16 protein-coding genes and 1 pseudogene are annotated in these 22,101 nt (G+C 42.8%); 13 read left to right on the top strand and 4 right to left on the bottom strand.

Going from position 1 to position 22,101, the window contains the following annotated elements; translation table 11 throughout:
• The first annotated feature begins 177 nt into the window (after positions 1-177).
• The 6 genes from EXN75_RS05915 (at position 178) to EXN75_RS05940 (ending at position 10,213) form a co-directional block, all read left to right on the top strand.
• The gene (locus EXN75_RS05915; RefSeq protein ID WP_134843136.1) at positions 178-2,673 is read left to right on the top strand and encodes a YfhO family protein; all 2,496 of its coding nucleotides are present in this window, start codon (positions 178-180) and stop codon (positions 2,671-2,673) included.
• A gap of 5 nt (positions 2,674-2,678) precedes the next feature.
• Complete coding sequence (locus EXN75_RS05920; RefSeq protein ID WP_134843137.1) at positions 2,679-3,533, top strand: GSCFA domain-containing protein; 855 nt, start codon at positions 2,679-2,681, stop codon at positions 3,531-3,533.
• Between the two features lie 39 nt (positions 3,534-3,572).
• Entirely contained in the window at positions 3,573-6,050 is a 2,478-nt protein-coding gene (locus EXN75_RS05925) for a bifunctional UDP-N-acetylmuramoyl-tripeptide:D-alanyl-D-alanine ligase/alanine racemase (protein WP_134843138.1), read from the top strand.
• 213 nt (positions 6,051-6,263) lie between these two features.
• Positions 6,264-7,640: a PTS galactitol transporter subunit IIC gene (locus tag EXN75_RS05930; RefSeq protein ID WP_134843139.1), complete on the top strand. Its 1,377-nt coding sequence runs from the start codon at positions 6,264-6,266 to the stop codon at positions 7,638-7,640.
• Positions 7,641-7,694: 54 nt separating this feature from the next.
• The gene (gene kduI, locus EXN75_RS05935; RefSeq protein ID WP_022111640.1) at positions 7,695-8,657 is read left to right on the top strand and encodes a 5-dehydro-4-deoxy-D-glucuronate isomerase; all 963 of its coding nucleotides are present in this window, start codon (positions 7,695-7,697) and stop codon (positions 8,655-8,657) included.
• Positions 8,658-8,749: 92 nt separating this feature from the next.
• Positions 8,750-10,213 (top strand): MFS transporter, encoded by a 1,464-nt coding sequence (locus EXN75_RS05940; protein WP_134843140.1) that lies wholly within the window; start codon positions 8,750-8,752, stop codon positions 10,211-10,213.
• A gap of 250 nt (positions 10,214-10,463) precedes the next feature.
• Here the strand turns inward: EXN75_RS05940 and EXN75_RS05945 are convergent, their stop codons facing one another.
• Complete coding sequence (locus tag EXN75_RS05945; protein WP_118117083.1) at positions 10,464-11,204, bottom strand: nitroreductase family protein; 741 nt, start codon at positions 11,202-11,204, stop codon at positions 10,464-10,466.
• 347 nt (positions 11,205-11,551) lie between these two features.
• Between EXN75_RS05945 and EXN75_RS05950 the strand changes: the two are divergent.
• The 5 genes and pseudogenes from EXN75_RS05950 to dnaA form a co-directional block, all read left to right on the top strand.
• Positions 11,552-12,055 (top strand): annotated as a pseudogene (locus EXN75_RS05950) (adenosylcobalamin-dependent ribonucleoside-diphosphate reductase); the annotation flags it as partial.
• On the top strand, positions 12,055-12,435 hold the full coding sequence (gene folB, locus EXN75_RS05955) for a dihydroneopterin aldolase (protein WP_134843159.1): 381 nt from the start codon (positions 12,055-12,057) through the stop codon (positions 12,433-12,435). The pseudogene EXN75_RS05950 and the gene folB, both read left to right, overlap by 1 nt.
• A 69-nt stretch (positions 12,436-12,504) precedes the next feature.
• Positions 12,505-13,680 carry an N-acetylmuramoyl-L-alanine amidase family protein gene (locus EXN75_RS05960; RefSeq protein ID WP_134843141.1) on the top strand — a complete coding sequence of 392 codons (1,176 nt, stop codon included), beginning with the start codon at positions 12,505-12,507 and terminating at the stop codon, positions 13,678-13,680.
• Positions 13,681-13,686: 6 nt separating this feature from the next.
• On the top strand, positions 13,687-14,586 hold the full coding sequence (locus tag EXN75_RS05965; protein ID WP_022111634.1) for an MlaD family protein: 900 nt from the start codon (positions 13,687-13,689) through the stop codon (positions 14,584-14,586).
• Between the two features lie 401 nt (positions 14,587-14,987).
• A complete protein-coding gene (dnaA, locus tag EXN75_RS05970) occupies positions 14,988-16,406 on the top strand; it encodes a chromosomal replication initiator protein DnaA (protein WP_022111633.1) in 1,419 nt (472 codons plus the stop codon).
• Here the strand turns inward: dnaA and EXN75_RS18140 are convergent.
• From EXN75_RS18140 to EXN75_RS05980, 3 genes are all read right to left on the bottom strand, one after another.
• The gene (locus EXN75_RS18140) at positions 16,390-16,770 is read right to left on the bottom strand and encodes a PDDEXK nuclease domain-containing protein (protein WP_342776602.1); all 381 of its coding nucleotides are present in this window, start codon (positions 16,768-16,770) and stop codon (positions 16,390-16,392) included. The genes dnaA and EXN75_RS18140 overlap by 17 nt on opposite strands.
• The gene (locus EXN75_RS18145; RefSeq protein WP_246031309.1) at positions 16,736-16,867 is read right to left on the bottom strand and encodes a DUF1016 N-terminal domain-containing protein; all 132 of its coding nucleotides are present in this window, start codon (positions 16,865-16,867) and stop codon (positions 16,736-16,738) included. The genes EXN75_RS18140 and EXN75_RS18145 overlap by 35 nt, the downstream gene beginning before the upstream one ends.
• Positions 16,868-16,995: 128 nt before the next feature.
• Positions 16,996-17,334 carry an RpnC/YadD family protein gene (locus EXN75_RS05980; protein ID WP_246031310.1) on the bottom strand — a complete coding sequence of 113 codons (339 nt, stop codon included), beginning with the start codon at positions 17,332-17,334 and terminating at the stop codon, positions 16,996-16,998.
• Between the two features lie 300 nt (positions 17,335-17,634).
• On the opposite strand from EXN75_RS05980, the gene EXN75_RS05985 reads away from it, so the two are divergent.
• Both EXN75_RS05985 and EXN75_RS05990 read left to right on the top strand, forming a co-directional pair.
• On the top strand, positions 17,635-20,331 hold the full coding sequence (locus EXN75_RS05985; RefSeq protein ID WP_134843142.1) for a SusC/RagA family TonB-linked outer membrane protein: 2,697 nt from the start codon (positions 17,635-17,637) through the stop codon (positions 20,329-20,331).
• A 12-nt stretch (positions 20,332-20,343) separates the two neighbouring features.
• Entirely contained in the window at positions 20,344-22,074 is a 1,731-nt protein-coding gene (locus EXN75_RS05990) for a RagB/SusD family nutrient uptake outer membrane protein (RefSeq protein ID WP_118117101.1), read from the top strand.
• Positions 22,075-22,101: the final 27 nt, after the last annotated feature.

The raw sequence follows: 22,101 nt of genomic DNA on the forward strand, positions 1-22,101 counted from the left end.
GGGAAATTCCCTATTATAATGGGTAATACCATCTTCTACAGATCCATTTCAGGCAAGTCTGAATGCTTCTTAAGTTATTTCTTTAACACTAAAAATAGCAAAAACTACCTTTTTTATTTTGTATTGTCTTCATTTTGCACTATCTTTGCAGTCAAAATATAAACGTTTATAGAAATAATGAAATTTTTGAAGAAGTATCTACTGGATATTCTGGTAGTAATCGTATTTGCAGTTGTCTCCTTTGTTTATTTCATGCCAGCCGACATGGACGGGCGCATCCTGTTCCGTCATGATGCTGCAGCAGGCAAGGGACTGGGACATGAAAAGGAACTTTTCCAGCAACAGACTGGCGAGGTGACCCGTTGGACAAACTCTGTTTTTGGCGGAATGCCAACTTATCAGATGTCACCATCTTATGAGAGTGGTACTGTTTTGCAGCAGGCTGTCAATGCCTATCATCTCTGGTTGCCTGATTATGTATGGTATGTTTTTGCATACCTCTTAGGATTCTATATCCTGTTGAGAGCCTTTAACTTCCGACAGTCATTAGCAGCATTGGGATCTATCATCTGGGCTTTTTCGTCCTATTTCTTCATCATCATTGCTGCCGGACACATCTGGAAAGTGATGGCTTTGGCTTATTTGCCTCCTATGATTGCAGGTGTCGTATTGGCTTATCGTGGTAAATATTTGTGGGGATTGCTCGTTACTGCTATCTTTGCAGCCTTTGAAGTCAATGCCAACCACGTGCAGATGACTTATTATTACCTCTTTATCATCTTCTTTATGCTTCTCGCATTCTTGTGGGATGCCTATAAGAAGAAGGAAATGGCTCGCTTCGGTAAGGCTACTGCGGCTTGTATCGTGGGTGCCGCCATCGGTATATCGCTCAATCTTTCCAACCTGTATCATACTTGGCAGTACGGTCAGGAGTCTATGCGTGGAAAGAGTGAACTGGTGAAGAAAAACGCTGCTAACCAGACCAATAGCGGTTTGGATAGAGACTATATTACCCAGTGGAGTTATGGTATTGACGAGACTTGGACGCTCATGATTCCGGATGCAAAGGGTGGTGCTTCTGTTCCTTTGGCACAGAACACAAAGGCAATGGAAAAAGCGGATCCTAACTTTGTACAGATTTATCAGCAACTCGGACAGTATTGGGGCAACCAGCCTGGAACAAGCGGTCCTGTATATGTAGGCGCTTTCGTCTGTATGCTCTTCATCTTGGGCTTATTCATTGTGAAGGGACCGATGAAGTGGGCTTTGTTGGCGGCGACCATCCTCAGTGTACTTCTCTCATGGGGTAGAAACTTCATGCCGTTTACGGATTTCTTCTTGGATTACGTTCCGATGTATGCCAAATTCAGGACGGTGGCTTCCATCCTTGTGATTGCTGAGTTTACCATTCCTCTGTTGGCGATGATGGCACTCAAGAAGATCGTGGATGAACCGGAAATATTGACTACCAAGGCCAAACTCGTTTATGCAAGTTTCGGACTGACAGCAGGTTTCTGTCTCCTCTTTGCCTTGGCACCAGGCCTGTTCTTCTCAGATTTCGTGTCTGCACAGGAACTTCAGGCTTTGCAGCAGCTTCCTGCAGAATATCAGGGACCTATCATCAGCAATCTGACTGAAATCAGAAAGGGTATCTTTACTTCCGATTGTTGGCGTTCTTTCTGGGTTATCGTCATTGGCTCGGCCTTCCTCTTCCTTTATAAGATGAAGAAGTTGGGCAAGGAGTTTATGATTGCTGGTATTGCAGTACTCTGTCTGGTAGATATGTGGATGGTCAACAAGCGTTATCTCTATGATGATATGTTCGTGGAGAAGAGCGTGCGTGATACTCCACAGCAAATGACTGAGACCGATAAGATGATCTGCAGAGACAAGTCGCTTGATTATCGTGTACTCAATATGGCATCCAATACCTTCAATGAGAACGAAACTTCATATTATCATAAGAGCGTTGGTGGTTATCATCCAGCCAAACTCCGTCGTTATGCGGAGATGATAGAAGCTTATATCTCTCCAGAGATGCAGAAGGCGATGAAGGCTGTAGCTGAGGCTGGTGGTGACATGACGAAGGTGAATGGCGACAGCATATTCCCTGTGCTCAATATGCTCAACACGAAGTACTTCATCATGCCTTTGCAGGGTGGACAGACTGTGCCTGTGCAGAATCTTTATGCCTATGGCAATGCTTGGTTTGTTGATAAGGTAAGCTATGCAGAAAATGCCAATGAGGAGATTGATAAGGTAGGAAAGATCAATTTGCGACATGAAGCTGTAGCTGATGCGAAGTTCAAGCAGCAGCTCGGTGAAAGTGTGCCTCAGGATGATACTTCTATTGTTAAGTTGACTCAATATAAGCCAAATAATCTGACTTATGAGGTTACTTCCAACAAGGGTGGTGTCATCGTGTTCTCTGAAATATATTATCCTGGTTGGACGGCTACGATAGACGGACAGCCTGCAGAATTGGGCAGAGTGAATTATATCTTGCGTGCCCTGAATGTAAAACCGGGGACTCACAAGGTGGTACTTGATTTCCACCCTACATCCCTGAAGACAACAGAGACCATTGCTTATGTCGGCTACGGTGTACTGTTGATTCTCTTGCTCGCAGGTTTATTCTTTGAATGGAAGAAAAATAAAGTAACAGAAAAATAAGCAATATGGACTTTAGAACGGAAGTGAACATAGAAAAGGCTGACTTTGAGATACAGCCTTCTGACAGACTGCTTTTCGTGGGCAGTTGTTTTGCGGATCATCTCGGCAATCGTTTTGTCGAGAATCGCTTCCGTGCCATGGTCAATCCATACGGAGTCATGTACAATCCTACGAGCGTATATCACTCTGTGGACCGGTATCTCAAGGGGGAACCTTGTACTGCAGGTTTGAAAGCTGGTACTGAATATAAGAACCAAGACCGAAAAGTGGATGTGGCTGTCTTTACGCTCGGAACCAATCATGTATATATCCTGAAGGAAACGGGTGAAGTGGTGGATAACTGCCAGAAGCGTCCGCAACGCCTGTTTGAAGAAAAGGAATTGAGTGTGGGTGAATGCGTGGTAGAACTTTCCAAGGCGGTTTTGGCATTGCTCGGTCAAGAAGTCAGGCACATCATCGTGACGGTGAGTCCTATCCGTTACCAGAAATATGGATTCCATGGCAGTCAACTTTCCAAGGCCACGCTTCTTTTAGCGGCAGATATACTTTGCCAGCGCTTTCCAGAAGTGGTGCGCTATTTCCCTGCCTATGAAATTCTCTGTGACGAACTGAGAGATTATCGCTTTTACAAGGAAGATATGCTTCATCCGAGCGAACTTGCCGTGGAATATATCTGGCAGAAGTTCCAAATGGCTTACTTTGGCAAGACTGCCGAGGACTTTTTAGAGGAATGGAAACCTATCCGTGAAGCCCTTGGACACCGACCTTTCAATCCAGAGAGTGAGGAATACAAGAAGTTTCTTGCCAATGCACAGGAAAAAGAACGGAAATTCATGGAAAAGTACCAGTTGGGGAAATGACATGATTATCTCATATAGAATATTTTAAAAAGTAAGATAATGACTTATACTATCGAAAAGGTAACCACACTGATAGGTGCGCGTCGCTATGGAGACAAGGATACGAATATCGGTTTCATATTGACCGATAGCCGTTCACTCTGTTTCCCAGAGGAAACTCTGTTCTTCGCCTTGAAGTCAGAGCGTAATGATGGTCACAACTACATTCCTGAGTTGTATCGTCGTGGTGTTAGAAATTTCGTAGTTACTAATGTTCCTAAAGGATATGCTTCTGACTATCCGGAAGCTAATTTCCTGAAGGTGGTTAATACGCTGGAAGCTCTCCAGCGTCTGGCAGAGCGCCATCGTGATGAATTTAATATTCCTATCGTGGGCATTACTGGTTCCAATGGTAAGACTATGGTCAAGGAATGGCTTCATCAGTTGCTTTCTCCAAATATGTTTGTCACCCGCAGTCCGCGCAGCTACAATTCTCAGATAGGTGTGCCTTTGTCTGTATGGTTGATGAACGAGCAGACTGAGGTTGGTGTCTTTGAAGCTGGTATCAGTCAGCCAGGCGAGATGCTTGCTCTTCGTGACATTATTCAGCCAACGATAGCCGTGCTTACTTATTTGGGTTCTGCGCATCAGGAGAATTTCGAGTCTTTGGAGGCTAAGTGTCGTGAGAAGATCATTCTTTTCCATGATGCAGAAACTATCGTCTATAATGGTGATGATGAAATTGTTGCCAGGGTGGTAGGCGAATATCATGATTACAAGGGTGAAAAACTGTATTGGTCCTTGAAGGATTCTGCTGCTCCTTTCTATGTGAAAAATATAGAGAAGAAGGGTAATCTGTCTATTATTACCTATATATATAAAGGTGAAGAGGATAGCTATTCTCTACCTTTTATTGATGAGGCTTCTGTCACCAATTCTATTATAGCGGCAGTTGTTTCCCGTAAGTTGGGGTTGACTGCAGAGGAAGTGGATAAGCGTATGTCACTTCTTGAACCGGTAGCTATGCGATTGGAAGTCAAGGAAGGACAGCATGGTTGCACTTTGATCAATGACAGTTATAACTCAGACATCAATTCACTCGATATTGCTCTCGACTTTATGAGTCGCCGTCCAGATCATAAGGGTCGCCGTCATACGTTGATACTCAGTGATATCTTCCAGAGCGGTGAAAATCCTAAGGACTTGTACAAAGAGGTCTCTGACTTATGCCGTAAGCGTGGTGTGGTCAAATTCATCGGTGTCGGTCCGCAGTTGTATGAACAGAGTGATGAGATTCAGATTTCAGAGAAATTCTTCTTCCGTAATATTGAGGACTTTATCAAGAGTGAGGTGTTCGCTTCCTTGCGCGATGAGGTCATCCTGCTGAAGGGTGCCCGTCAGTTTGGCTTTGACCAGTTGACTGAATTACTCGTGAAAAAGGTGCATGAAACCACATTGGAGGTAAATCTGAATGCAGTAGTGGCCAATCTGAACTATTACCGTTCGTTCATGAAACCAGAGACCAAGTTGGTATGCATGATCAAGGCGGATGGTTATGGAGCCGGAGCGGTAGAAATCGCCAAGACATTGCAGGATCATCGTGTGGATTATCTTGCCGTAGCAGTAGCCGATGAAGGTGTTACGCTTCGCAAGAATGGTATTACGAGCAATATCATGATTATGAATCCGGAGATGACAGCCTTCAAGACCATGTTCGACTATGATTTGGAACCAGAGGTTTATTCTTTCCGTATTCTGGATGCGCTGATCAAGGCTGCAGAGAAAGAAGGTGTTACTGGTTTCCCTGTACATATCAAGTTGGATACAGGTATGCACCGTCTGGGCTTTGATCCGGAAAATGATATGGAGGAATTGATAGCACGACTGAAACATCAGAATGCCATCATACCACGAAGTGTGTTCTCGCATTTTGTAGGTAGTGATGATGATTCCTTCGATGCGTTCTCTGCCCAGCAGTTCGCATTGTTTGATAAGGGTAGCAAGCAGTTGCAGGCTGCCTTCGATCATAAGATATTGCGCCATATCTGCAATTCTGCAGGTATAGAGCATTTCCCTGACAGACAGTTGGATATGTGTCGCTTGGGATTAGGACTTTATGGTATCAATTCCCGCAACAACAAGACCATCAACTGTGTAAGTACCCTGAAGACGACTATCCTGCAGATGCATCACATCAAGGCAGGGGAGAGTATCGGCTACAGTCGCAGGACCATTCTGGATAAGGACAGTGTGATAGCAGCCATTCCAATCGGTTATGCTGATGGTTTGAACCGTCATCTCGGTAACCGCCACGCTTATTGTCTGGTCAATGGTCAGAAAGCAGAGTATGTGGGTAACATCTGTATGGATGTAGCCATGATCGATGTGACAGGCATAGATTGCAAGGAAGGTGACAGTGTGGAAATCTTTGGAGAGCAATTGCCAGTGCAAACGCTCAGTGAAATTCTCGACACGATACCTTATGAGGTGCTGACTACGATCAGTAATCGTGTGAAGAGAGTGTATTATCAGGATTAAACAGAGGCGAAAATCTGTTGAAAATGTACAAAATCATATCAATCCCATCCGAAAATATCGGGTGGGATTCTTTTTTAAGTAATATTTTTAATGAAAACGTATTGATTTTAAAGAAAAAAGCGTATCTTTGTGCCCATAAAACTTGAAACAAATCAATGTTGCACCTTTATATGGGTGCCCAAAATTATTAACTAACATTCATTAAAAATTAAAATGGAAAAGGTATTTAGCTATATCATTAGCTTAGGTGCGAGTGTGATGATGCCAATCATCTTTACCGTCATCGGCTTGTGTATTGGCATGAAATTCGGTAAGGCACTGAAGTCGGGACTCTTCGTAGGCGTGGGTTTCGTAGGCTTGGGTGTTGTTACTGCTTTGTTGACAACTAACTTCAATGACCCATTGAAAGCAATTTCCGACCTTTATCATCTGCAGTTAAATGTATTCGATATGGGTTGGCCTGCTGCAGCAGCAGTTGCCTATAATACTGCGGTAGGTGCCTTGATTATCCCTATCTGTCTGGGTGTCAATTTCCTGATGTTGATCACCAAGACAACCCGCACGGTCAATATTGACCTTTGGAACTACTGGCACTTTGCTTTCATCGGTGCGGTAGCTTACTTCGTGATGGGTGAAAGTTTGTTGTGGGGTTATTTCGCAGCTATCGTTTGCTACATCATTACTCTGATCTGTGCAGACTTGACTGCAGAGAAATTCCAGAAATATTATGATTTGGATGGTATCTCTATTCCTCAGCCTTTCTGCCAGAGTTTTATGCCTTTGGCTATCGGTTTCAATAAACTTCTGGATATGATTCCAGGATTCTCTAAGTTGGATATCGATGCAGAGGGTTTGAAGAAGAAGTTTGGTGTATTAGGTGAACCGTTGGTTCTCGGTGTCATCGTTGGTGCCCTGATCGGTTGGGCTGCGCAGCTTGATATTAAGAAGATATTGTTCTTAGGTGTTACCATGGGAGCGGTGATGGAACTGATTCCGCGTATCACCTCTTTGTTTATTGAAGGTTTGAAGCCTATCTCAGAAAAGACTCAGGAATTGGTGAAGTCTAAGTTCAATGGTAAGAAGGTACATATCGGTATGAGTCCTGCTCTTGTTATCGGTCATCCTACAACATTGGTCGTATCTGTCATCTTGATTCCTGCTATCTTGGCTATCGCAGTATTCTTGCCTGGCAACCAGTTCTTGCCATTGGCATCTTTGGCAGGTATGTTCTACCTCTTCCCAATGATATTGCCTTTTACCAAAGGTAATGTAGTAAAGACCCTTATTATCGGTCTCTTTGCTCTGGTAATCGGTCTTTATTTTGTAACCGATATGGCTCCTGACTTTACTTTGGCTGCCAATCAGGTATATGCAGCTACAGGTGATAATGCAGCTCACATTCCTGCTGGTTTCTCTGGTGGTGCTCTCGACTTTGCCTCATCTCTCTTCGGATGGATTATCTATAGAGGTGTGAAACTTTCATACATCGGTATGGGTGTACTCACAGTCATCACTGTAGCTTTGATGATTATCAACCGTCAGCGCATCGTGAAAGAAGAGAAGAAGGCTGCTGAGGATTTGCAGAAATAAACAGAAAGATAGAAATAATTCTGAAAAATAAAAAATAATATAAAGATTTTAGTAATGAAGAAGGTATTATTATCATTTGCAATGTTGCTCGTTGCTGGTGCTGGTTTTGCACAGTGCTGCAAGAGTGCTTATGAAGTGAAGGCAGAAAATGCTTACACTAATTACAATGTTCGTTATGCAAGCAACCCAATGGATGCAAAGCATTACACAACAGACCGTCTTCGTGGTGAATATGCCATTGAGAAGGTTTTTGCTCCAGGTGAGGTAAACTGGACTTACACAATGTTTGACCGTTTTCTGATTGGTGGTGCGCAGCCAACAACAGCTCCTTTGAAGTTGACTTCTATCGCTCCTCTTTATACAGACAAGCCAAACGATCAGAAGAACCTGCTCGATAACCGTGAGTTGGGTATCATCAATATCGGTGGTGAGGGTACTGTTACTGTAGATGGCAAGAAATATACGCTCGGTTTCCAGGAGGCTCTCTATGTAGGTCGTGGCGCCAAGAATATTGAAGTAGCCAGCAAGGATGCCAATAAGCCAGCTAAGTTCTATATGAACAGTGCTTGCGCACATCAGACCTTCCCTACTAAGAAGGTAACATTGAAGGATGCTAACAACATCAAGGCAGGTAGCTTGAAGGAAAGTAATGACCGCGTTATCCATCAGTTGATTATCGATGGTGTTGCTGGTGTACGTACATGCCAGTTGCAGATGGGTGTAACTGAGTTGAAAGAGGGTTCTGTATGGAACACCATGCCAGCTCATACTCACCTCCGTCGTATGGAGACATATCTCTATTACAATGTGCCAGAGGGTCAGAAGATTCTCCATGTAATGGGTGAACCACAGGAGACTCGTCCTATCTGGTTGAACAACGAGCAGGCTGTGATTGCGCCAGAGTGGTCTATTCACTGCGCAGCTGGTACAAGCAACTATACCTTTATCTGGGGTATGGCTGGTGAGAACCTGATCTATAATGATATGCAGGTAGTTAAAATTCCTGAGATGAAATAATATGAAAATAATCCTCTTGTGGGCATCATTTGTCCACAAGAGATTTTTCGTTCTCATTTAAATGCTAATTTTAAACAGACTCTATAATAAGTATGAACGCTATTAAAACAAGTAAGATGTCCAACTTCCGCTGGGTCATCTGTGCGTTGCTTTTCTTGGCAACTACCGTGAATTACATGGACCGTCAGGTCTTGTCATTAACATGGAAAGATTTTATCGCTCCAGAGTTCCACTGGACTGATGATGACTATGGTACGATTACCGGTCTCTTCTCCATTTTCTATGCCATTGCAAATCTTTTTGCAGGTAAGTTTGTGGATTGGATGGGTACTAAGAAAGGTTACCTCATCGCCATCTTCGTATGGTCAGCAGGTGCTGTGATGCATGCAGGTTGCGGTTGGGTAGCTATGCAGGTAGAAGGCTATGATTCTATTGAAGCTTTGCGCCTGGTTCAGGCTGGTAGTGATGCAGCAGTTGCTATTGCCACTATCAGTGTATGGCTTTTCCTTTCCTGCCGTTTGATTCTTGCCGTTGGTGAGGCTGGTAACTTCCCTGCAGCTATCAAGGTAACAGCAGAGTATTTTCCAAAGAAGGACCGTGCTTTCTCTACAGCCATTTTCAATAGTGGTGCTTCTGTAGGTGCATTGGCAGCTCCAGCTACTATTCCTCTCTTGGCTCGCGCCATGGGTTGGGAGTGGGCTTTCATCATTATCGGTGTGCTCGGTTATGTCTGGATGGGTCTTTGGGTATGGCTTTATGACAAACCTGCCAAGAGCAAGTATGTCAATCACTCAGAGCTTACTTATATCAATCAGGATGAGGAAGCTGAGCAGGTTGAGGCTGAAAAGACTGCAGATAATGAGGAAGAAGAGAAGACTATCGGTTTCTTGAAGTGCTTTACCTTCCGTCAGACTTGGTCTTTTATCACAGGTAAGTTCTTGACTGATGGTGTATGGTGGTTCTTCCTTTTCTGGGCTCCAGCTTATTTCTCAGATCAGTATGGTTATTCTTCTGACTCAAGCATGGGTATTGCTTTGATTTTCACCCTTTATGCGATTGTTACCATCTTGAGTATCGGTGGTGGTTATCTGCCAACTTACTTTGTTGATAAGAAGGGTATGAATCCTTATATCGGCCGTATGCGTGCGATGTTGATCTTTGCATGTTTCCCATTGTTGGGTCTGATAGCACAGCCTATGGGTGAGTATAGTGCATGGTGGCCTGCTATCATTATCGGTCTTTTAGGTGCTGGTCATCAGGCATGGTCTGCCAACCTTTATTCAACCATTGGTGATATGTTCCCAAAATCTACCGTTGCAACGATCACTGGTATTGGTGCTATGGCAGGTGGTGTAGGTTCTTTCCTCATCAATAAGGGTTCCGGTATGCTCTTTACCTATGCAGAAGGTCAGGGTGCTGCCTTTACTTTCATGGGCTTTGATGGCAAGCCGGCTGGTTATATGATTATCTTCTGCATCTGTGCAGTGGCTTATCTCGTTGGTTGGTGTATCATGAAGGCATTGGTACCAAAGTACAAGCCAATCGTCGTTGACTAATTAGAGAAAGATATCAAGTAAAAATAATAATCCCTGCTAAGGAAATGATTTTTCCTTAACAGGGATTTCTGTTTATGGGTTAAAATCATGCTCTGCTTAAAGGGGATATTTCTTCCGCTTGGGCAGGCATTTTTTTTTTGCGTGGGCAAGGACGAATTTTTCCCTGCCTACGCAAAAATGAAAGTGGGTGTCTGTCTTTTTTCTCATGAAGACAGGCAACATCTTGCGAATTATGAGCCGAGTGTGGCTTTTATTTTACAAAACCTTGCTGCTTGAGCGCATCCATAAAACCAATGCTCATGGCCTCACAATCTTTTTTCGTATAACGGATGTCTGTGAAAACCTGGGCGAGGGTTTCTACGTTGTTGATTCTTACAAATTCCTTGTTTTCTTCCAAGGATTCCTTTTCTGCATAGAAATCATCTATCTTCTCTGGGGTATAATCGCTGTATGATTCCTGATGAATGATACTACGCAATGGGAGTCTATCGCTCTTGGCAGGATGCTCGTCAGGCCATCCCAAGGTAATGGTGGCTACTGGCATTACGAGCTTTGGTAATTTCAAGGTGTCGATAATCATCTTAGGCATATAGATAGTTGTGCCCAAGAAACAGGTGCCTAATCCTTCTTCTTCGGCTAAGTTACAGAATGTTTGTGTGAAAAGCAAAGCATCTGTAGCCGCATTCATGAATGATAGGATATTGTCATAACCAGGGGTGCCCTTGCGGTTCTCTGCCCAGATGGTTGTACGTCGGTAATCTGCGCAGATGGTAAGTACAACAGATGCATCTGTCACCATAGGTTGGTTGAAATGTGCTGGAGCAAGTGCTTTTTTACCTTCTTCACTTCTGGTAACGACGACACTATAGAGCTGGAGATTGCCCATCGTAGGGGTACGCTCTGCTTCTTCTATCAGCCGATTCAGTAATTCATCGCTTACTTCACGGTTGGAATATTTGCGAATGGTTGTTCTGTTTTTAATTGATTCCATATTCTTTATTTTTGATGTTTCTTGATATCGTTTTCTCCTTATTCTATTGCAAAGGTAAATAAAGTTTTCTAAAAAGTGGCATATACTGCTATCTTTTTAAGAAATATCTCCAAAAACCTTTCATCATTTAGAATAAAAAGTTTAATTTTGCACCAAATTATTAAACGTTTAATATGATTGATACAGAAAATATGACTTTTGAAGAGGCTCGTCTTGCACTCGTGGATGATTTGAAGAGTAGTTTGGAGAACCTGCGCAACCGTTTTGCAGACCAGCAAGTTGATTGGGGTAAGCTGCAAGACAGTTTGCATAAGGTAGTCGGAGATTCTGTCAATATTCGGAATATGCAACCGGATGTGGTTGAGGTGCGACCAAGAGAATTGGAATGTGATGTTGTCCGTTTCCAGAATAATAAGGAGAAATGGGTGGCATTGGTGGGTTTGCTTAATGGTCATCCTTACGAGATATTCACTGGTTTGCAAGATGATGAGGAAGGCATCATGTTACCAAAATCTGTCACCAAAGGTAAAATCGTGAAGACAGTTCTCAGTGAGGGAGCCAAGAGATATGATTTTCAGTTTGTCAACAAGCGTGGTTATAAGATAACCGTGGAGGGATTGAGCGAAAAGTTTAATCCGGAGTATTGGAATTATGCCAAGTTGATTTCAGGTGTGTTGCGCTATCGTATGCCTATCAAGCATGTTATCAAACTGGTTAGTCAGTTGCAGCTCACTTCTGAGAGTATCAATACCTGGAAGGTGGGTGTAGAACGTGCCTTGAAAAATTACTTGAAGGATGATGAACTGCTAACTTCTTGTAGTGATGAACAGCATGATGGAGGAGAACAATGATGAATTTACGTCAGAGCTATATCCTTTTGCAAGACTTGAAGTTTCATGCCTTTCATGGTGTTTTGCCACAGGAAAAAAAAACGGGTAATGATTATCTTGTAAGTTTACGTATCAAATATGATGTTACGAATGCATTGACGAGTGATGATGTCAATGATACCTTGAACTATGCAGAGGTTTATCAGTTGGTTTCCCAGGAGATGTCTGTTCCTTCTCAATTGATAGAAAGAGTAGGAGGCAGAATTGGTGATCGTCTTTTTCGCCGTTTCCCAACTATAGAAGAAATTCATCTGAAAATCATCAAGCAGAATCCACCTATGGGAGCCGATTGTGAAGGAGCTGGTGTGGAATTTCTGTTTGAGCGTTCACTTAATAAATAATAAAACTTTGTTGCATATTTTGGTTTTCTGCCATTAAATGCTTAATTTTGCACAATCATAATAAATAGTATGTTGAAGAAGATCGTTCTTTTGCTGGTTGTATTCTTTATGTTGGTGGCATATTCTTTTGCTGCCAATGATAGATTTACGCTTGTTATTGACCCTGGTCATGGTGGTCATGATGCAGGTGCCATGGGTGCCAGATCCAAAGAAAAAGATATAAACCTACGGGTGGCATTGGCTTTTGGTAAGTATGTAGAACGTAATATGCCAGATGTGCGTGTCATTTATACCCGAAAGACTGATGTGTTCATTCCGTTGAAGGAAAGAGCAAATATTGCCAATAAGGCTGGTGCTGACCTGTTTATTTCAGTTCATACCAATGCCTTGCCTGGTGGTAAGATAGCCAGAGGTTTTGAAACCTATTCCTTGGGTATGCACCGTGCCAAGGATAATCTGGATGTGGCTATGCGAGAGAACTCTGTCATCTCCATGGAGAAGGGATATCAGCAGACTTATCAGGGATTTGACCCGAAGTCTTCTGAAAGCTATATTATCTTTGAATTCATTCAAGGTAAGAATATGGAGCGCAGTGTTGAGATTGCCCGCTCCATTCAAAAGTGTGTTTGCAACGAGGCCAACCGCCCGAATAAAGGAGTTCACCAAGCAGGATTCCTGGTTCTTCGCGAGACCTCTATGCCAAGCTGTTTGATAGAGTTAGGCTTTATCACCACCCCTGATGAGGAGGAACTGCTCAACAATGAATCGCGCGTGGATGATGTGGCTAAGGCTATCTTCCACGGTTTCGAACAATATAAGAACAAGTATGATAGAAGAGTTTCTGTGCCTTATCGTGCGGCATCATCTGCAGACGACAGTGAAATGCCAAAGATTGTGCCAGATACCTATCAGCGCGAGGAAACCAAGCGACAATCGCAGGCAAGGGATACTTCCGTTGGAGAGAAAGACGCTCATGCCCCAATCTTCAAAGTACAGATTTTAGTGAGCAACTGTGTGCTTCGAGCAGGTGATGCGCATTTCAAAGGAGAAACAGGTTATGCAAGTTATCAGGAGGGTGGTATGGTGAAATACACGATGGGCTCTTCTGCTAATTATAATGAGATCTTCCGACTTCGTAAATCCTTGTTGGATAAGTTTCCTGAGGCATTTATCATCGCCTTTAAGGATGGACAGAAGTACGATGTGAATCAGGCAATTCGAGAATTTAAACAGAATAAAAAATAAAGGAGAATGAAAATTACCAAGGAAATAAAAATAGCTCTTGTGGCTATTGTAGGTATTTTGATTATGTACTTCGGAATTAATTTTCTGAAGGGAATCAATCTGTTTTCTTCCAATAACTATTATTATATGACGTTTTCCGACATCCAGGGACTGGGTGCTTCAACGCCAATTTATGCTGATGGTTATAAGGTAGGAACTGTTGATGCTGTGGATTTTGACTATACTCAGTCTGGGCCTATCAAGGTAAAGGCTGATATTGATAAAAATCTGCGCATTCCAAAGGGAAGTCAGGCTGAAATTGTGAAAGACCTGATGGGTAATTTGCAAGTGAATATCTTGTTGGCTAATAATCCTCGTGAACGTATTGAGGCTGGTGGCATTATACCTGGAGCTGTCAATGAGGGCGCTTTGGGCAAGGTCTCGGCTATGGTTCCTACTATCGAGAAGATGCTCCCTAAACTGGATTCTATCTTGGGTAGCTTGAATGCGCTCTTGGCAGATCCTGCATTGGCTGCTTCTTTGCATAATGTGCAAACCATTACGGGCAATCTTACGGTTTCTACCCGTGAGTTGAATACGTTGATGGCAGGTCTCAACAAGCAGGTTCCTGGTATGATCAATCGTGCCAATGGCGTTTTGGATAATACGAATAAGCTGACTTCCAATCTGGCATCTTTGGATGTACAGGGTACGCTGGATCGTGTCAACAAGACATTGGAGAATACACAGGCATTTACTGAAAAGTTGAACAGCAACAAGGGTACTCTCGGCTTGTTGATGAATGATACCCAACTTTATGATAATATGAATTCGACCATGCGCCATGCTGATTCTTTAGTTATCGATTTGAAACAGCATCCTAAGCGCTATGTTCACTTCTCTGTTTTTGGTAAAAAAGACAAGTAATAGAGGCGAATGTCTTTAAAAAGCCGCCTGTGCTTAAATAAAAATAGTCTAAATAAGTGGATACAATGTTTCACGCCCTCGAAATAACTTTCGAACTGATTGTTTGTGAGTTATTTCGAGGGTGTTACGATTTTGTTTCACTCTTTTTCTATTCTTTTCTTTGAAAAGCTTCTAAGTTATTCTACATCAGATAGTTAACCCTAAAAATAGGTCAAAGAACTGAAAATTGTGGATAACTTAATTAAGTGTCTGATAATTAAGAGGTTATAAGACTATATTAAAATAAATTAAATTATCAGATTTGGTGGTCTGCGTTTTATTTTATAATTTTGCAGTGAATTTGGCGTTTTGGGGATGCCTTTCACTAATTTGAGCAATAATTTAAAGCAATTATCGATATAATGTTAGCAAGTCCTAAAGCTCTTTGGGACAATTGTCTTACGCTTATCCGTCAGCATGTCTCTGAGCAACATTTCAATACGTGGTTTAAACCCATTGTTTTCGAGTCGTATAAGCCGGCTACGAAAACTTTGCTGGTTAGAGTTCCGAGTACTTTCTTCTATGAGTATTTGGAAGCAAACTTCGTGGACTTACTGAGCAAGGTATTGCATCAGAATTTTGGTGAAGGTATTCGTCTGACTTATCGTGTTGTGGTAGTCAAGGATGCTCCTGGTGGTACTACACCTTTGCCTTTAGATCCTGATGATGCTAATGACTTGAGTCCTAAGAGTCATCAGGCTCAGGCAGGAAGCGAGACTGCTGCAGCAGGAGAATCTCAAATGGATGATATTGATACCCAACTTGATCCTAAGTTGACATTCAATAATTACATGGAGGGTGAAAGTAATAAGCTTCCACGTTCTGTGGGATTGTCTATTGCAGAACATCCTAATACAAGTCAGTTTAATCCGATGTTTATCTATGGTCCGTCTGGTAGCGGTAAGACACATTTGGTCAATGCCATTGGTGTTAAGGCTAAGCAGATGTATCCGCAAAAGCGCGTGCTCTATGTGAGTGCCCGTCTCTTTCAGACGCAATATACAGATGCTATTCTGCACAATTCAAGCAATGATTTCATCAATTTCTATCAGTCTATCGATATGCTGATCGTTGATGATATTCAGGATTGGGCAGGCAAGGCAAAGACATTGAATACGTTTTTCCATATCTTCAATCATCTCTTCCGTAATGGTAAGCGCATCATATTGGCAAGTGACCGTCCTCCGGTAGATTTGAAAGATGTGCCAGATCGCCTTCTGACGCGTTTCTCTTGTGGTTTGGTATGTGAATTGGAAAAACCGAACGAGCAGCTCTGTGTGGATATCTTGAGTAATAAGATACGTCGTGATGGTTTGAAAATCTCCAAGGAGGTTGTTAGTTTCATTGCTCAAACCTGTAATGGTAGTGTGCGTGATTTGCAGGGTGCCATCAATGGTTTGCTGGCTTATAGCATTGTGTATAACAGCAATATTGATATCCGCTTGGCAGAACGCGTTATCAAGAGAGCCGTGAAGGTGGATGACAAGCCTTTGACGATAGATGATATCGTAGAGAAGGTTTGTACTCATTATAATGTGACTACAGCTGCCGTGAACAGTAAGAGCCGTAAGCGTGATTATGTGGTGGCAAGACAGGTGACGATGTATCTGGCACAGAAATATACCAAAATGCCTGCTTCACGCATAGGTAAGCTTGTAGGAAACAGAGATCATAGTACTGTGATTCACAGTTGTTCAAAAGTGGAAGAGCGATTGAAAATCGATGCAACTTTCAGCGATGAAATAATGAGTATAGAAAACTCGTTTAAGTTGAAAGCGTAATGAAATGTTTTTGTTTTTCTATCTCACGACGAAGCTCCTCTTCTGTAGGCATGAAAGACATATATTTAGCTGCAAAAAGCTGTTCACTTTCATGAAGCACAGAATATTTGGCAATAGTGTTGTCAGTTTCTGTACAAAGCAAAACACCAATAGTTGGATTGTCATCCTCGCCTTTTACAAGGTCGTCATACATACGCACCTGCCCGACATCCTGATGCGTCAGTGAGTGTGTCTTTAATTCAAACAAGACAAAGCGCTTCATCCTAAAATTGTAGAAGACAAGGTCAATATAAAAATCGCCCGTATCAGTCTTGATGTGCTTTTGGCGGTCAACGAATGCAAAATGTACTCCACATCTCTTCAGATTCGTTTCTCAAGTACCACATTCTTGCCTTGGGATTTGTAACAGATAGCAGTCGCCTAATATGAGTCCAGTTAAGATTGTGTACGAACTCGTACACTTTTCTAAAATCAGGAAACAGAATATAGAATTTCCGATAATGTTGAAGATTGTTGAATGTTGAGTGGTCTATATGCCACGATGAAAAGGTGGCGTATAGACCCTTGATTATATGGTGATATTCGTAATCTACATCTCCGCTTTCAGCAGTTTTATCTCCTCTGCTGTCAACCCCGTCATATCCATGACCGATGCTTCATCCAAACCCTTTGCCAGCATCTTTCTGGCAATCTCAAGGCTTCGCAGGTTCATGCCCTTTTCCATGCCTTCCTTCATGCCCTTTTCCATACCCTCAGCTATACCTTCACGCTTGGCTGTGTCTACGGAATTCTTGATGTCGCGATATGCCATCTTGCTGGTCTCGTACTCCCTCATTTCCTGCGGAGTAAACTTGGCTATCTCGGCTTCCTCAAAGAGGCGATCAAAATCGGTCAGCAAGCTGATGTATCTTTCTTCTACCTGCTTCATAATCATCTGTTTTAAAATTCTCAAGCGCAAAGTTACGACTTTATTTTCATATCTGATAGAGATTTTGGGGAAAAGTTTCTGAAAAAGTTAGAGATTGCGTTTTTTTATGTGAGAGGACAAGGGTCTTGATACCTGTTGGATGGATAATATGGTTGTGGTTTTTCGATGCAAGTTCCCAGTCAGATTCTATTTTCTGAAAATTTTTCGTAAGTTTTTATAAGATTTTGTGCGTTTATCACTATTTTTGATTATATTTGCAACCAACATGGAATTAACCTAAACAAAAGTGCAGATATGGTTATGAAACAGAAATTTAAACTCATATTTTATGGTGTAGGAGCGCTGATTTTATTGCCCCAATCCATTCATGCCCAATTTGTAAATATGGAGGGGTTAGACTCTTTACGCCTGTCGGGATCGGTGAGCGTGGTGGAACCTGAACTCCTGAAGAAAGGCGTACTTCACAATGCCCTCGATGCATTGAGTGGACAGACTGCCGGTGTCAATGTCACAACCAATGGACTTGACCGTATCGCCATGTTGAACGCTGTTCGTGTTAGAGGTACTACTTCCATTATGGGAGGTAACGAACCACTTGTTATTATTGATGGCGTAACCTCTGATGTGGCTACACTTGCAACAATTTATCCTGCGGATATAGAAAGTTTTACGGTTCTGAAAAATGCCAGCGAAACTGCACTTTATGGTTCGCGCGGTGCTTCGGGTGTTATTCAGGTGAAAACCAAAAAGGGTACAGGTAAGGGATTTCAGATCTCTTATGAGGGTAGCTATGGCATCGAAGCTATGTATAAAAGTATGGAGATGCTCAATGCTGCTGAATATATTGCGGCTGCACAGAAGTTGGGATTGGAATATAATGACAAGGGATATGATACCAACTTCCGAAAGGCTATCACTCGAACAGGAAATATCCAAAACCATTATCTGGCTTTCAGTGGTGGAAATCCACAGAGCAACTATCGCGCTTCTTTTGGTTATATTGATCATAATACCATCATCCGTAGTAAGGGGTATCGCAATTTAGTGGCTAAGATTGATGTCACTCAGAAGGCATTTAATAATAGGCTGACTGGCGACTTCGGTGTATTTGGTTCTTCATATAAGAACAATGATATCTTTGACAGTCAGATGCTCTTCTATTCTGCCGATGCAATGAATCCTACCTATCCATTCGATAGAGAGAATGGCAGTTGGGTAAAGAATGGAGCGGCTTCGCAGGTGAATCCACCAGGAGCCTTGCTGCAGGAGCGAAATGATAGTAAGAATATGAACTTCAATGGTCATCTGAAGCTGAAATATGATATCTGTAATTATCTGAATGTCACTGCATTCGGAGCATACGGCTATACTTCCAATGAAAATAATCAGTTCTGTCCTACATGGGTTTGGGCGCAGGGCAATCTCTATCGTGGTGAATTCAAGAGTGAGGAATGGCTTGGTAATGTTTCCTTAAACTATCAGCATTCCTGGGGTATTCATAATCTCAAGGCGATGCTTGGCGCAGAATATCAGAAAAATATCCGAACTGGTTTCTGGACTTCTGCCAAGGGAATTACCAACAACGGGATGTATTATCACAATATAGGTGCTGCCGCCTCTCGTCCTTATGGAGGAACGGATAGCAACTATGAAGATCTGGCCTTAGCTTCTGTGATGGGGAATATCGACTACACCTTATTAAATAAATATAGCCTTTCGGTTTCCATGCGTGGTGATGGTTCTTCGATGGTGGGCGATGATCATACTTGGGGTTTCTTCCCATCCATCTCTCTTTCCTGGGATATGAAACAGGAAGAATGGCTCCGTCATATCAAGGATATTACGATGCTGAAACTCCGCACGGGCTATGGTAGGTCGGGTAATCTTGGTGGCATATCTGCTTATACCACGATGAACACGGTGAGACAGAACGGCATTGTTTCGGTGAACAGTTCGCCTACGGTGACGATGGGGATGATCAGCAACAACAATCCTGATTTGAAATGGGAAACACGTGCTACCTGGAACCTGGGTGCTGACCTCGGCTTGTGGAATAACCGGCTGGTTCTGACGGCTGAATATTACTATTCCAAGACTACGGATATGCTTTATGCCTATGACGTGCCTGTACCTCCATTCGCCTACGATAAACTGTTGGCGAATATCGGTTCGATGAGCAATCAGGGTTTAGAGATAGGCTTTTCTTTCACTCCTATTCAGAAAAAGGACATGGAACTGAACATCAATATGAATCTCTCTTGGCAGAAGAATAAACTCCTGTCGTTGAGCGGTGAATATGCTGGTATGCAGATGTCGGCAGCTGATGTGACGGCGATGGGCGCCTTGTCGGGTGCCGGGCAGCATGGCGGTTATAATAATGTGGTCTATCAGATTGTGGGCCAGCCGCTTGGTGTGTTTTATCTGCCTCATTGCAAGGGACTCGTGGAAGATGGCAACGGACATTATCGTTATGACATCGAAGACCTGGATCAGAATGGAACCGTTGATTTGAGTGATGGCGGCGATAGATATATTGCCGGACAGGCTACTCCTAAAGTAACGTTGGGCTCCAATATCAGTTTCCGTTATCGCGACTGGTATCTCTCTCTGCAGATGAATGGTGCTTTCGGACATAAGATTTTCAACGGCACAGGATTGGCATACACCAATATGTCGAGTTTCCCGGATTACAATGTACTGAAGGGGGCACCAGAGAAGAATATCGTAGATCAGAATGTTTCTGATTATTGGCTGGAGAATGGTGATTATCTCAACTTCGAGTATCTTACCCTCGGCTACGACATTCCTATCAAGAAAGGGGTGATACAATCGCTCAGGGTATCAGCAAGCGTGAATAATCTTGCCACAATCACCAGTTACAGCGGATTGACTCCGATGATCAACAGTTATGTGGTAAACAGCACGATGGGTATAGATGATAAGCGGACTTATCCTCTTTACAGAACCTTCTCGCTGGGTCTAAGTGTTCAATTCTAATAATAGATGAGTATGAAACGATATAGAATATTATCTGTTCTGATGGCAGTCTTGGCATTGACATCGTGTTTGAATGAGCATCCGAAAGATCAGCTCGACGAGGATGCCATCTATGGTTCTGCATCGGAGATTTATACCAATGCCGTAGCTTCACTCTATAATTATATAGGTGGAGCCAACGAGAGTGAAGGTATTCAGGGCACTTGTCGCGGCATCTACGATTATAATACGCTGACCACTGATGAGGCTATCATTCCAATCCGTGGCGGCGACTGGTATGATGGTGGTTTGTGGAATGCCATGTATCAGCATCGGTGGACTGAAGATGATGCTTCACTCTATGATACCTGGAAGTATCTCTATAAAGTGATAGTTCTGGCTAATAAGTCGCTTGACATCATTGATGCCAAGTCTTCCATGCTTACTGCCAGCCAGAAAGACAAATTCAAGGCTGAGGTTAGGGCTATCAGGGCTTTGATGTATTATGAGGCGATGGATATGTTTGGCAGGATTCCTGTTGTCTTGTCTTCGGGAGAATCGGAAATCTATCAAACTGCCTCGAAAATGCCAGATATCTCTTTGACAGATACAAACCTGTCGGCACAGAGCGAGCGAAGTGAAACTTTCCGGTTTATCTTCAGTGAACTACAGCAGGTACTTCCTTATCTGTCGGAAGAACATAGTAATAAGGAAGGAAATTATTATGGCAGGATGACGCAGCCGGTAGTCAATTTCCTTTTGGCAAAGTTGGCTTTGAATGCAGAAATATATATGTTTGATGATTGGACCGAGGGGTATGCTAAGCGTCCGAAGGGTAAGGATATTTATTTTATGGTGCAAACAGCCGATGGGGCTTATTCTCTGAAAGGCGGTAAGGCAAGCGAGCATCGCAGCATGAAGTTGAATGCCTGGGAAACCTGCATTTATTATTGTGATAAACTGGCGAGCGAAGGTTATGATTTGGAAGAAGATGATGCTTTCAATTTCTCTACGCATAATGAAACATCGAAGGAGAATATCTTCACGATTCCGATGGATAAGAATATCTATACCAATCAGTTCCATTATCTCTTCCGCTCTTATCACTATACACATGGCGGAGCCTTGGGATGGGGTAGTGAGAATGGTACTTGCGCCACAATCTCTACCATGAAAGCAAACCGCTATGGCGAAGCTGATGAAGATACCCGTTGCAGGATGAACTTTGTGGCAGGTGTGGTGGAAGTAGATGGTGAAAAACTTCTGATGGATAATGGTAAGCCATTGGAATATCAGCCTTTCGAAGTGGCTCAGAACCTGACCAACAGCAAGTATATCAAGACGGCTGGAGCGAGAATGGCAAAATATGAAGTGGATAGAACTTCGTATATGGATGGTAAGTTGCAGAGCAATGACATCGTTCTTTTCCGCTATGCAGACGTATTATTGATGAAAGCGGAGGCCAAGGTTCGTAATGGAGGAGAGGGTAATGTGGAACTGAATAGAATTCGTTCCCGTGTAGGTATGCCAAACCGACAGGCTACGCTCGACAATATCCTAGAAGAACGATTATTAGAATTGGTGTGGGAAGGTTGGCGTCGTCAGGATCTTATCCGTTTCGGAAAGTTTACTGCAGCCTATGATCTTCGTATTCCTTTAGCTGGTGAGTCATCGGGTTATACCACCGTTTTCCCAATTCCTAAGAAATGTATGGAATTGAATAAAAAGTTGGTGCAGAACAAGGGGTATGAGAAATCATTATAAAGAGGTTTATACAAAAAATCATCGGAT

The sequence above is a fragment of the Segatella hominis genome (genome assembly GCF_004535825.1).
Classification (GTDB): domain Bacteria; phylum Bacteroidota; class Bacteroidia; order Bacteroidales; family Bacteroidaceae; genus Prevotella; species Prevotella hominis.

Bases quoted from the DNA above. Each gene is read 5' to 3' on its own strand.
- EXN75_RS05915 (WP_134843136.1), top strand. From the start codon at position 178: ATGAAATTTTTGAAGAAGTATCTACTGGATATTCTGGTAGTAATCGTA.
- EXN75_RS05920 (WP_134843137.1), top strand. From the start codon at position 2,679: ATGGACTTTAGAACGGAAGTGAACATAGAAAAGGCTGACTTTGAGATA.
- EXN75_RS05925 (WP_134843138.1), top strand. From the start codon at position 3,573: ATGACTTATACTATCGAAAAGGTAACCACACTGATAGGTGCGCGTCGC.
- EXN75_RS05930 (WP_134843139.1), top strand. From the start codon at position 6,264: ATGGAAAAGGTATTTAGCTATATCATTAGCTTAGGTGCGAGTGTGATG.
- kduI (WP_022111640.1), top strand. From the start codon at position 7,695: ATGAAGAAGGTATTATTATCATTTGCAATGTTGCTCGTTGCTGGTGCT.
- EXN75_RS05940 (WP_134843140.1), top strand. From the start codon at position 8,750: ATGAACGCTATTAAAACAAGTAAGATGTCCAACTTCCGCTGGGTCATC.
- EXN75_RS05945 (WP_118117083.1), bottom strand. From the start codon at position 11,204: ATGGAATCAATTAAAAACAGAACAACCATTCGCAAATATTCCAACCGT.
- folB (WP_134843159.1), top strand. From the start codon at position 12,055: ATGAATTTACGTCAGAGCTATATCCTTTTGCAAGACTTGAAGTTTCAT.
- EXN75_RS05960 (WP_134843141.1), top strand. From the start codon at position 12,505: ATGTTGAAGAAGATCGTTCTTTTGCTGGTTGTATTCTTTATGTTGGTG.
- EXN75_RS05965 (WP_022111634.1), top strand. From the start codon at position 13,687: ATGAAAATTACCAAGGAAATAAAAATAGCTCTTGTGGCTATTGTAGGT.
- dnaA (WP_022111633.1), top strand. From the start codon at position 14,988: ATGTTAGCAAGTCCTAAAGCTCTTTGGGACAATTGTCTTACGCTTATC.
- EXN75_RS05980 (WP_246031310.1), bottom strand. From the start codon at position 17,334: ATGAAGCAGGTAGAAGAAAGATACATCAGCTTGCTGACCGATTTTGAT.
- EXN75_RS05985 (WP_134843142.1), top strand. From the start codon at position 17,635: ATGAAACAGAAATTTAAACTCATATTTTATGGTGTAGGAGCGCTGATT.
- EXN75_RS05990 (WP_118117101.1), top strand. From the start codon at position 20,344: ATGAAACGATATAGAATATTATCTGTTCTGATGGCAGTCTTGGCATTG.